The 11,766-nt window shown below is 43.1% G+C and carries 11 protein-coding genes; 7 read left to right on the top strand and 4 right to left on the bottom strand.

Features of this window, described 5'->3' with window-relative positions:
- Positions 1 to 270 precede the first annotated feature (270 nt).
- Positions 271 to 1,227: a GGDEF domain-containing protein gene (locus tag MKY44_RS18075; protein ID WP_341008067.1), complete on the top strand. Its 957-nt coding sequence runs from the start codon at positions 271 to 273 to the stop codon at positions 1,225 to 1,227.
- A gap of 265 nt (positions 1,228 to 1,492) precedes the next feature.
- Here MKY44_RS18075 and MKY44_RS18070 read toward each other — a convergent pair whose 3' ends face one another.
- Positions 1,493 to 2,305 carry a hypothetical protein gene (locus MKY44_RS18070; RefSeq protein ID WP_341008066.1) on the bottom strand — a complete coding sequence of 271 codons (813 nt, stop codon included), beginning with the start codon at positions 2,303 to 2,305 and terminating at the stop codon, positions 1,493 to 1,495.
- 206 nt (positions 2,306 to 2,511) lie between these two features.
- Here MKY44_RS18070 and MKY44_RS18065 point away from each other — a divergent pair, with 206 nt between their 5' ends.
- The 5 genes from MKY44_RS18065 (at position 2,512) to MKY44_RS18045 (ending at position 9,889) form a co-directional block, all read left to right on the top strand.
- Entirely contained in the window at positions 2,512 to 4,473 is a 1,962-nt protein-coding gene (locus tag MKY44_RS18065) for an AraC family transcriptional regulator (protein WP_341008065.1), read from the top strand.
- A 188-nt stretch (positions 4,474 to 4,661) separates the two neighbouring features.
- Complete coding sequence (locus MKY44_RS18060; protein WP_341008064.1) at positions 4,662 to 6,635, top strand: AraC family transcriptional regulator; 1,974 nt, start codon at positions 4,662 to 4,664, stop codon at positions 6,633 to 6,635.
- Between the two features lie 159 nt (positions 6,636 to 6,794).
- Positions 6,795 to 7,832: an NAD(P)/FAD-dependent oxidoreductase gene (locus tag MKY44_RS18055; RefSeq protein WP_253438770.1), complete on the top strand. Its 1,038-nt coding sequence runs from the start codon at positions 6,795 to 6,797 to the stop codon at positions 7,830 to 7,832.
- A 394-nt stretch (positions 7,833 to 8,226) separates the two neighbouring features.
- Positions 8,227 to 8,877 (top strand): hypothetical protein, encoded by a 651-nt coding sequence (locus tag MKY44_RS18050; RefSeq protein WP_036672336.1) that lies wholly within the window; start codon positions 8,227 to 8,229, stop codon positions 8,875 to 8,877.
- Between the two features lie 535 nt (positions 8,878 to 9,412).
- Positions 9,413 to 9,889 (top strand): hypothetical protein, encoded by a 477-nt coding sequence (locus MKY44_RS18045; RefSeq protein WP_017687614.1) that lies wholly within the window; start codon positions 9,413 to 9,415, stop codon positions 9,887 to 9,889.
- Between the two features lie 121 nt (positions 9,890 to 10,010).
- Here MKY44_RS18045 and MKY44_RS18040 read toward each other — a convergent pair whose 3' ends face one another.
- Complete coding sequence (locus MKY44_RS18040; protein ID WP_017687615.1) at positions 10,011 to 10,610, bottom strand: thymidine kinase; 600 nt, start codon at positions 10,608 to 10,610, stop codon at positions 10,011 to 10,013.
- 176 nt (positions 10,611 to 10,786) lie between these two features.
- On the opposite strand from MKY44_RS18040, the gene MKY44_RS18035 reads away from it, so the two are divergent.
- Positions 10,787 to 10,999 carry a hypothetical protein gene (locus MKY44_RS18035; protein ID WP_340017841.1) on the top strand — a complete coding sequence of 71 codons (213 nt, stop codon included), beginning with the start codon at positions 10,787 to 10,789 and terminating at the stop codon, positions 10,997 to 10,999.
- A gap of 8 nt (positions 11,000 to 11,007) precedes the next feature.
- Here the strand turns inward: MKY44_RS18035 and MKY44_RS18030 are convergent, their stop codons facing one another.
- Both MKY44_RS18030 and MKY44_RS18025 read right to left on the bottom strand, forming a co-directional pair.
- A complete protein-coding gene (locus MKY44_RS18030) occupies positions 11,008 to 11,355 on the bottom strand; it encodes a potassium channel family protein (RefSeq protein WP_192133999.1) in 348 nt (115 codons plus the stop codon).
- 64 nt (positions 11,356 to 11,419) lie between these two features.
- A complete protein-coding gene (locus MKY44_RS18025; RefSeq protein WP_341008063.1) occupies positions 11,420 to 11,737 on the bottom strand; it encodes a DUF2627 domain-containing protein in 318 nt (105 codons plus the stop codon).
- Positions 11,738 to 11,766: the final 29 nt, after the last annotated feature.

The following is an 11,766-nucleotide window of genomic DNA, read 5'->3' as shown; positions in this document are numbered from 1 at the left end:
ATATCCAGTAAATGACGGTATTTTTGTATAAAGAAATAACATAGAACATGATGATGAAATTTAGTATTGCATGATTGTTTCTGAATTTTGAGATCAAGTATTAAAGTAAGCTCCCTATAGCAAAGTTCAGATAAAGGAAATATTTCATAAACTTTTACTTTAAGTTAACGCTTTTTCAAGTAGAAAGTGGTACGATGTGACCATTGACAAAGACCTACATATATATTTGAAAAGTCCGGATAGATGCTACGAACAGAGGAGTAGAATAGTATGTTTACGCAAATAGGGGAGATTGCTGAACCAATTCCTGTAGTACAATCTGATACAAAATGTGATATCGTCTATCATCTTTTCAAGTCCAATCCTAGTCTGGAAGGTATAGCTGTTATGGGGGAGAAGGGTGTGTCATTAATGATGCGGCCCCGATTCTTTCAGCAGATTGGTACCCAGTATGGCTATAATCTGTACATGGGACGTCCTGTAGAACTGGTAATGAACACGCAGGCACTAGTTGTGGATTATTCGGAACAGATTACAGATGTCAGTGTTCTTGCCATGGACCGAGATGAAGGGGAAATATATGATCTTGTGTTGGTCACGTCAGGAGAAAGTTTCTTTGGCGCTGTGAGTATTCGGCGTTTGCTACTCGCTGTTGCTGATGTACGGGCTGAAATGGCGATTTTTATGAACCCGCTGACTGGTCTTCCTGGTAATCATATTATAGATGAAAGGCTGTCTCAGGCTCTTCAGATTGACCAATTTAGCGTACTGTACGTTGATCTCGATCAATTCAAATCCTACAATGATAGCTACGGCTTCAAAATGGGGGATCAGCTTATTCAGGCGACAGCTAACTTGCTTCGCAAGCTATTTGTTCCCCCTGAAGCCTTTCTTGGACATATCGGTGGTGATGATTTTATTACAATCCTGAATCACCATGATTACAAATATATTAGTGAGGAAGTCATCTCAGGTTTTGAGGAAATGAAAAGGACGTTTTACAACGAACATGATTGGCATCATCAATATGTTCTGGGGGAAGGACGTTCCGGGCTAAATCGGCCCATTCCTCTTGTGTCGGTATCCATCGCCGTTGTAACCAATAGCAAGCGAAAATATGAAAACATAGATCAGATAATTGATGAGGCCACACGCATCAAAAAAGGTTGTAAAGCGATTGCTGGAAGTATCATCTGTGCAAATGATACCGCCACTACTCCGTGCTAGAAATAAAATTTCGAGAACGTAGAGGACAGAGAGGACCTGAAGATGTTTGTCTAAAAGCTTTCTGTAAGAAAGCTTCTTCGGAAGCTGAGGCTTCGCCTCTATACCCATAACGTTAAAATACAGAAAAACCGCTACTTATCAGGAGTTAGTCACCTGTAATAGCGGTTCTATCATTGGATGCGAGTCAAAGGTTGTGTAGCAAACGAGCCACTTTAATCTTTAAACCCATTATGTATACATATAAGTATGTTTGATCAATGCGTACTCAGATTCGAATATCGACGGATGGATATGAAGCAGCAGGAGATGTAGAAGCCGTAGTTTGCGGACCATTTCCTGATTCCTGATCTGTGGTTCCGCCATCTGATGGGTGCTCCTTACTTCCCGTTTTCTTTCCTTCGTTTACTTCCTGATCTTCTTCTCCAGATGTTGCAGAGATAGGTGGTTGTACTCCATTTTTAGGTGTGGGCTGATGGATCTCTTCCACCAGTTCCCCAATCTTCTGATTGACCTTATTTAACTGGGAGTTGATGTCCTGGACGGTCTCTCGCTTTGCCTGAAAGACGGTGCGTTCTGAATTTTCCAGCATCATTGATTTGCCAAGATCGAGATCATTTGCGGGAGGATTTATCTCCAGAACAAGTCGGTCAAAGCGGGTTTCTCCTTCGGTGGTCTGAATGGAGCCCTGCATGCGATCACGCAAACCGACCAGCTTACCCAATTGATCATAAGTCTGACTATGCTTGATCAGGTGATCGAGTGAAGGGGCTTGTGCCTCGTCGGTTGGTTTGGGTTGTTGCTGTTGAGCCTTTTCGGGCTGTCTTAATTTGTTCTTTTCTTGCAATTCTTCAGCTTTAATTTGGGCAATCTGGCTGTCGATCTGGGAAATGGAGCTTGTTAGGGATTTAATTCGCTGAGCTTTGGTTTTGGTATCCAACTCGTCATTGGTTTTTACACCTTGCATTTCTTCATTGAGCCGGATCTTCTGCTGCATGAGTCCCTGAATTTCTTTATCCCGATTGGAGACTTGATTCCCGGGAGTGAAACTGCTTTTGGTTGCAGATGAGATTGAATTCATATCCTCTGTTCTCCTTCTCCGCTTTATCATGGTTCTATTTACATATATCGGATGTTAAGAGAAGGATTTGAATAGCTCTTTTTTCTTCTGAATGGATTCATTGAGATCGGTTGTATTGCGTACTTCATCATAATAATTGATAATGGTTATCAATAAGTGAGTGGAAGTTCAGACACAATCTATGTAGACGGAGATGGGTTAGCAAAATGTGGAATGATTATTATATCCTCTGGAACTATGCTGCGGTGAGTATAACAGATATCCGTTACATGGAATTAGAGGCATATGAAGAGATGAAATACAAATTTCCGACAAGTACCTTTGTACTCACCATTCAAGGTGATGCTGGAGTGACGATTGACAATCAAACATATGAAGTGAGTCGCTTTTATATTATCCATGGGGGAAAAGGGAGTAAGTTGGTGATTCAAGCAGGCGAATCCGGATTGCGCCTATATTACTTGATGTACAAAGCAAACCTGCCTAGTGGAGGGAGAAACGATCTGGGAAGGTTAATGGAGCGTATCAATCCGTTCCAAATGAACTATGGCTTTACTCCCGATATGCCAACCATTCTATATGAGCAATTGAAACAGATGCACTTTTTGTGGGATCAAAAGAACCCTATTCAGCACTTTCAGGCCAAGAGTTTGTTCTATGCATTTGTGGAGCAGATCTCATCACAGATTCCTCGTATATCCAATCGTTATCCAAGTATTATGGATCAGGTCAGCAAAGTCATTGAAATTGTAGAGTCTTCGTACACCCAGCCACTTACACTTCATGTTTTGGCAGAAATGATTGGCACCAGCCCAAGAAGTTTGTCACGCAAGTTCAAGCAGTCGACTGGAACCAGTCCCATCGATTATCTGATTCAGTTTCGTTTGTTCAAAGCCAAAGAGATGTTGCTGCAAACGGACGCCACGTTGGATGAGATCGCTGTAGGAATCGGTTATCCGGATGGATATTATTTGGGGCGTATGTTCAAGAAACATACAGGTCTTTCTCCTCTGCAATTTAAAGAAAAGACCTCAGCAGCTCTAAATTGGCCTGATCTGACATCAGGTGTGGCGCGAAATGACATTTTCAGAGGTGGAAGTGGAAGGTATGTTTATACTGATGGTGATAATCATTATCAATATAAGCATGGAGGGTCAATAAATATGAACAGACAGACAAGAACTGGAATGTTGCTTAGCATTTTACTAAGTCTTACGTTACTGCTAAGTGCCTGCTCAACAGGTGTTGCCAGTAATTCAAGCGGGGATGCATCCGGAAGCAATAGTACGTCAAGTTCCACGAAGACAGTAACGGCGGAGAATCAAAGCAAGTCATCTGAACCACGTATAATCTCAACGGTGAAGGGAGATATTACAATCCCGGCTGAACCTAAACGGATTGTGGTTGACTTGTATCTGGGAAGTCTGATCGCCCTGGGGATTAAACCTGTGGGTACACCCGAGATGAACCTGAAAAATCCTTATTTTATCAAATCACTTGAGGGCGTGCAGAATATTGGTGAATATGAAACCATCTCTCTAGAAAAGGTGTTGGAACTTGAACCGGATCTCATTGTGACAGGTAATCCTGATTTATTTGATTCCTTTAGCAAAATTGCACCTACCTTGGTTGTACCTTATGGCGAACTGAAAAACACCCACGAAGAAATTGCCTATTTCGGTGAAGTGCTAAATAAAGAAAAAGAATCCGAGGCATGGTTAACCGATTATGATGCAAGAATTGCAGATGCCAAGAAACGTGTTGGTGAGGCAATTGATCCGCAGGCCGAGGTGTCGGTCATGCAGTTCTATGATAAAGCACCGTTGGCCTTTGGTGATAATTTTGGTCGGGGAGGTCAGGCAGTCTACAGCGCGCTTGGTTTGAATCCTCCTGCAGATAAAAAAGAGATTTTAATGAAGGATCAACTGGTTGAAGTTTCATCGGAAGCGATTCCTGAGTTCGCCGGAGACTACATCATTCTAACAGCAGATAATCTGACCCTGGAAGAGTTGAAATCGAAACCGGTCTGGAGTTCACTGGATGCGGTTAAAAATGATCGTGTGTTTATCTGGAGCCCGGATCGTTCATGGTACTTTGACCCGATTGCAACATTGGATCAAACAGAGGAATTGGCCGCGTGGTTTACGAAGATCTCTGAAAAAAAATAAGTGTAACAAGTGAAGGATGAAATGAAATCCAATTCCACTCTAAATTTCAGTTGATAATGAAAATTATTATCATCTATAATAAAGGTACATTAGTGAACCTCTGCTACGCATATGTTATCGGATGTGTGGCAGAATGATGACCTTGTAAGGCCTTTGTTCCGGGTGAGGCTGGGATTGGAGAGTATTCAATGCAATTAGATGAACAGATGAAATGCTGGAATCATGCCGCTGTTAAGGTTCTGGATATACGCCGAATCGTTATGGAGGCAGGGGCACAACTGAGTTCCTACACACTTCCGGCAAATGGTTTTATATATACGATTCGAGGATCGGCTGTGCTTCAGTTGGATGGGCAAACATACAAGGCAGAGCGGTTCTACATGCTTCATGGAGCCAAAGGATCTTCACTGGATATCCAAACCTACGAAGATTTCGAATATATTCTGCTCTATTACAGAGCATTCCTTGCCTTTCCTAGTTATCGCAAAAAGTGGTTATTGGCACAGCCGGAAGTTGCACCGTTCTCTTTGCAATATGGATTTGCACCGAGTAGTCCGCTGGGGTTATTACGTTATCTTGATGAGCTTGAGGGTGCATGGATTCAATCTGGCAGTCTGGATCTGCTTCATACAAAAAGTTTATTTTACCAGTTCATTCATGAAATGATGGTTCAATTGGCAGAGCAGGAGATCAAAACAGAGCTTGCTGACCCGGTGAAACAAACACTTCGTTATATCCAGAATCATTATAGGGAACAGGTCACGCTTGATTTCCTGGCTGAACAGTTCAACTACAGCTCCCGACATTTATCCATGCAATTCAAACGACAGACGGGTCACAGTCCCATTGATTATTTAATTCAGACCCGAATCGCCAAAGCTCGGAATCTGCTTGTACGATCTGATGCAACGCTGAGTGAAATTGCAGCAGAAGTGGGTTATTCGGATGTGTATTATTTTAGTCGTATCTTCAAAAAACATGTGGGAATCTCTCCGATTCAGTATCAACGAAAGATAAGAGAAGAAGAGAGAGCAGAGGATCGTCCATTGGTAATCTCTGAATCGTCCATTGGCCGAAGATGGAAGTCGGGATATATTGATTATGAGAATCATTATCAATATATAAACGGAGGGTCTACACCAATGAAAAGAAGAAAAACAAGTTCCAGTATGATTATGGTTGCATTATTGAGCATAACGATGCTCCTCGCAGCCTGCTCTTCAGGTACAGCAACAACACCAGCAGCTGGCGAAGGAACGGGTGCCAGTTCCAATAACAGCAGTACGGCAGTATCATCCGACACAGGAAGCCAGACGAACAAAGACAATGAAACACGCACGGTCTCAACGGTTAAGGGTGACGTAGTTGTTCCAGCGAATCCAAAACGGGTTGTTGTATTGTATCTCCAGGGGGATGTTGTCGCACTTGGAGTTAAGCCAATCGCTACCTCAGATGTATATGACGGGGCTGCATACAAGGGTGAGCTAGAAGGTGTAAACGCATTGGGTACCTGGTTTGAACCGAATCCTGAAGCTGTCATTGATCTTGATCCGGATCTGATCATTGTTCCTTCAGAAGAGACGTATACGTTATTAAAAGATATTGCACCTACGGTATATATTCCGTATGAGAAATTGACTACAGAAGAGAGACTTCATGATATAGCAAGTATCTTTGGCAAAGAGCAGGAAGCCGAGACGTTAATCACCAATCTCAACAACAAAGTCGAAGAGAGTAAAAAAACTCTTGCAGATGCAGGCATACTGGACAAAACAATCTCCATTGTGGAGGGTGGTTTGAAAGGTATGGTTATTGTAGAGAGCAAACAATTTGGCCGTGGATCTCAGGCGGTATATGAGTACTTGGGAATGAAAGCACCTGAAGTCGTACAGAAAAAAATCGACGTGGTTTCGGACGCGGCAGGCTCCACGATTTCCATGGAAGTCCTTCCTGAATATATCGGAGACTATGTGTTTCGCTCTGTGTATGAAGGGGCAGATAACTTGACGGATAATCCAATATGGAGCAGCATCCCTGCCATTAAGGAAGGTCGTCTGATTGAGATTGATTTCGATTTCTTCTATTATTCGGATATCTATTCAATTAATAAACAACTTGATTTTGTCGTTGAAAAGCTGTTGGCGGCTCCAAGAGCGCAATAATAAAGAGCAGATGTGTTCGTAGAATTTTTGTACAAGAAATGTTTGTTTTTTAGCCATTGTATTTTGATAAGATTACCATTACACTAGGATTTAAGTGATAATGAGAATCGATATCAAATACTCGATGTTCTGGATCGAATTAACGGAGGTATTTTTAATATGAATCAGCAGTTGGAACTTTATGATGTAACCATTATCGGCGGTGGCCCTGCGGGCATGTACTCTGCCTTTTATAGCGGCATGCGGGATATGAAGACCAAGTTGATTGAGGCACGTGACAGATTGGGAGGTCGCATGCTCTTTTATCCGGAGAAAATGATCTGGGATGTCGGGGGTGTGACACCAATTCTGTGTGAAGATCTGATCAAACAATTGGAAGAACAGGCAAGAACTTTTGAGCCAACCCTCGTATTTGAACAACAGATCGAAGGATTCGAGCGTCAACCTGATGGCACAATTCTGTTAACTTCTGCAACAGGTGAACAACACTGGACACGTACTGTCATTATGGCAATTGGATATGGTATATATAAAATGGCCAAGCTGGAGCTTGAAGGTGCAGACCGTTACGAGGTTAGCAATCTGCACTATACTGTGCAGGAACTGGAGCCATTCCGTGGTAAACGCGTGTTGATCTCGGGTGGAGGCGACTCTGCTGTGGACTGGGCGAATGAACTGGAAGCTCTGGCAGAGCAAGTTACGGTTGTGCATCGTCGTGACCGCTTTGGCGGGTTGGAGCGTAATGTACTGCGTATGAGAGAATCCTCTGTAGATGTCCGTACACCATATGCGGTAGAGACACTGCATAGTATGAGTGGTGATGTGATTGAACAGGTGACCATCTCACACGTGGACACAGGTGAAACTGAAATGCTTGAAGTCGATGCTGTCATTGTAAACCACGGCATGAAGAGTGACTTTGGTCCAATCCGGGATTGGGGACTTGATCTTGGCGAATGGCATGTCACTACAACGGAGAGATTACAAACCAATATTCCTGGTGTTTTTGCCGCAGGTGATTTTGTAGATTATGGTAGCAAACTGTATCTGATTGCAGGTACTTTCACGGATGCAGCCCTAGCGGTAAACAGTGCGAAGCTTTACATGGACCCTGAAGCGGAGAAAGTGGCTTATGTTTCTTCCCATAACAGTCGCTTTAAGGAGAAAAATAAAGCCCTTGGTGTTGTAGAAGAATAAAGGTCTGCGATCGGTTATATTAAGATGACTTCGGGTTCATTCCGAAGTCATCTTTTTTGCATAAAATGGGTAATAAGAAGGCATAATGGCACAAGATAGAATAGGCTTCGAATTGAACATGAACCACCAAATGTCTATAATAAGCCTGAGAAACTGTGGAATAACAACTATATAAATTGAAATAATCATTTACACGATAACGGAGAGGACAGAAAAAATTTGAAAAAGCGAAGCGGTCGCCTTTATCACCGGATTTTCCCTTAGGAAAAGGGAATCGAAAAAATCTGGGGATAACAGCGATTGGAAGATTGTTCTGTCATCGTATTGCCAGTGTAAATAAACTTTAATTCAACTTATATAGATACAATAACTAGATCAGAGTGGAGTGCAGCGTATGAAAAAGGGATCACAGCCACAACGAGGTTTCACCTTCATCCAGCGGTGGTTCAAACGATCTGATAAAAAAAAGATCAAATGGTCTGAAATGTATCTCGCACTGGCTGGCGCGCTTCATCGCTTGTTGGTTGAAGGGCGGCGTGAACGTTCAGCAGCCAAACGGCTGCACCAGGACTTGCCTATTAACGTGTTGGGCGAAATGAAGCTAGAGCCAGGGGATATTGTGTACACGCCAAGCTCAGAATCGACGTATTACGCCGGGCATATGGGCATTATCGGTCTCGACGGCAAGGTGTATCATGTGCACCCTTATGGGCCTGTATTTGCTGATTCATTAGAGTGGTATCTCACGAGGTTTTATGAAGGAGATCGCTTCATTGTATTCCGTTCCAGATTGAATGAGGCAGGAATGAAAGCAGCCGGGTGGGTACATGACCATTACAAGCAGGTAAAATTCTACCGTTTGCAGACCAATCTGCGCAGTATTGAGCGCAATTACTGCTCCAAGTTTATATATCAGGCCTATCAGTTCACATCGGGACTGGATCTGTGGAGCCGCAAATTTACCCGAATGAATCAGGGTTATATCTATCCATTTCGAATTGAGCGCTCATCAGAGCTGGACGTTCTGGGAACTTTTTATAAATAAGGCTGGAACCGACTAAAATACTGTTCTTCCGAAAAAAAAGGAGAGCAGGTTCTGTCGGTTTTTTTTATATGTGTAGAGATTAAAAACAGGAAAAACGCCCAAAACGTCGAATAGATTATGAGATAGGCACGCACAACTTGGAATCGTATACATAAAAAAAGACAAGATGATTTTTAGCCCAGAGCAAAAAAATGACTACGAAGTAGACGAACAAGAAAGAGTGAAGCGAGATGAAATGGCCGGGTTTCTTACAACGATTCCGACCGAACAAAAACGTGGTTAAGCTATCGGACTATATCCCAAAAAAGGAAAGGAGGCACTACTGTTCCATATGCAAGAAAAACGTTAAATCGGTCGTGCATTATGCGGCGCCACAGGGAAATGTTTCAGGTGTATGCAGTTCTTGTAAGTCTTTGGCGGATGAACGTGGAATGTTTCCCATTTAATAAGAAGAGATGCGCTCAGGAAATAAGATTTTTTTGATTTATGCGCGTTTTTGTAGTACATTAGCAAATGTATTCGAAGGAGGATTCTAATGTACTCAGGTAGACAAGACGATACTTTATACATCATGACCTACACCTTAAACAGCGGTATCAAGGGTACGGTTCCACTGTCTAATAAGCAGATTATTGAGTGGCTGGATTGCTACAGAAATGAGAAGCGCTTCGTGACCGAAATCGGCAAGGAGTTTTTTGGATTGAATGCAGGATTGGTAGCAGACTTCAAGGTTCAAAATCATTTATCGGATTATCAGCAGACCATTATGCCTACACAGCAGCAGGATAACCTGGAACGCTTGTCCAGTGCTTATAAATCAACCGAGTTATTAATGAAGATTGATTGTAAATGTGGCACGGCTTATGTGACGGAATCCCCATACAAGCGCACAAAATGGTACTGTACAAAGTGTAAAGAGATTGTATTTTTGGATGCCAAAAAAGGAATGGTGGAAACGTCGCGTGGTGACGCTTACTACATGACCAACAAATATTTTGTTTCCCGTGACTAGCGGGAAGTGACTCTGGAAGCATCGCTGCGAAGCGGTGCTTTTTTGTGCAAATGTTTGCTCTATAACAAAAAAAGCCCCAAGGGGCCTTTTTGGAAGATATCTAAGATCGATCTTTTAGGAATTATGATGAACATTCAACTTTGTGAGGAGGAATGAAGCAGCAACGACAGCGTGGCTCGTAAGCTTCTGAATCGCCAATCATGACAACCGGACCCAAGGTAACAGGCTCCCCATTGACGATACGTTGCGTAAAGGCTGCATCTGGGCTGCCACATACCGCACAGAAAGCCGAGAGTTTCTCAATGTCGTCTGCCATGGCAAGCAAACCACCGACATATCCGAATTCCTTACCACGGTAATCCATATTAAGTCCGTCCACAATGACATGTTTGCCACAATACGCTAACTCCGAGACAAGTTCCATAATGGCACTGCTGAAAAATTGTACTTCATCAAATGCAACAACATCAGCATCTATGGTTTGGTTCAAGATCATTTCTACGGATTCCGGGGTTAATTGCCGGGGAATGGAATGGGCAGGGAGTCGATAACCAATCCGGCTCACGATCTCGTCCTGGGCAAACCGATTATCCTCGGCTGGTTTGTAGGCCACAACCTTTTTACGGCCAAATTGTATTAATTTCTGACAACGGCGAATGAGTTCACCGGATTTTTCACTGAACATGGGTCCAGTAATTACGGTAATACGTCCTGTTTGCACGGTGCTGCTACTCCTCTCACATACGGGATTCAACAAAAAAAGCGACCTTTACAGAGTACCACAAAATCTTTGGAAAGAGCCAGAACTAATCTGCACAGCTTTGTGTTACTATATGGATTGTTAAGGTATTGGTTACGGCAGCTAGTTAACAGGAGTTGTGAAAAGAGGTGTTTAGTATGAGTGAAGCATTAACATCCCTTCAAGAGCGATATGAAAGCTTGAAAGAACAGGGATCTCTAGATGAAGAGACGCAGGCGTTATTTGCAGAACTGTTCGCAGAAGCGGAGAGACTGCAGGCAAGTAACCTTACCTTGCGTAGAACGATCTTGAAGTCTTCTTCCAAAGAATCACGTATGTCTACCAAACTGCGGGATGCCTTATACGAATGACCCGGAGATTACTCCGGGTCCTCTTCTGTCTTTAATTTGCGAGGGAATAGAATACCTGCTGTAATTCTGGCAATCATGGCAAAGGTGAGACCAATGCCTGCAAACATGTAGATTACGGTAAAGGCTTTGCTGAATCCGGTGGATGGTACAAACTCAGGATGTCCCACCGTAGTCAGGGTAACCGCACAGAAGTATAACGCATCGATCCAGTGCAGACCTTCAACACGAGTGTAAAACAAAGTGCCTGACAGCAACGTTGCTGCCGTTAATGCAAACAAAGCCAGAAACTTGGGGTCTTTGAACGCATGGAAAATACCTTTGAGCAATCGTTGTAACGTGATTAGAAATGATACCATGATGATCCATCCTGTCTATGTAAAAGTAGGCGGTGTGTTGTATAAACACACAAAAAGCCCGGACTCATGGAGTCCTTCCGGGCGTCTCTGCTTTTTCGGGTACACTTTTGGACCGGAAACGGGGACCTACATAATTACGCTTGCGGTCACGGAACAGGATCCAGCCTCCCAGAAAACTCATACCTGCGGCAAAAAGGATAAGTCCACCGCCAAAGGAAAGCCACTGGAACCCTGGTGAAATCAGTTCGTTCCCGTGCTCGGCATAATATAGGAACAGGGCATCTTTCATCATCAGAAAACCCTTCATTGCCATTAACCCGGGGATGACCAGAACAACAATTGCCAAAAATCGGGCAAAGACCAATCTTGTATTCATGAGCATTATACCCTTTCTGCCAAAGTCGACATTAA

The sequence above is a fragment of the Paenibacillus sp. FSL R7-0026 genome (assembly GCF_038004485.1).
Lineage (GTDB): Bacteria > Bacillota > Bacilli > Paenibacillales > Paenibacillaceae > Paenibacillus > Paenibacillus xylanexedens_A.
This window is presented reverse-complemented; position numbering and strand designations above follow the sequence as displayed.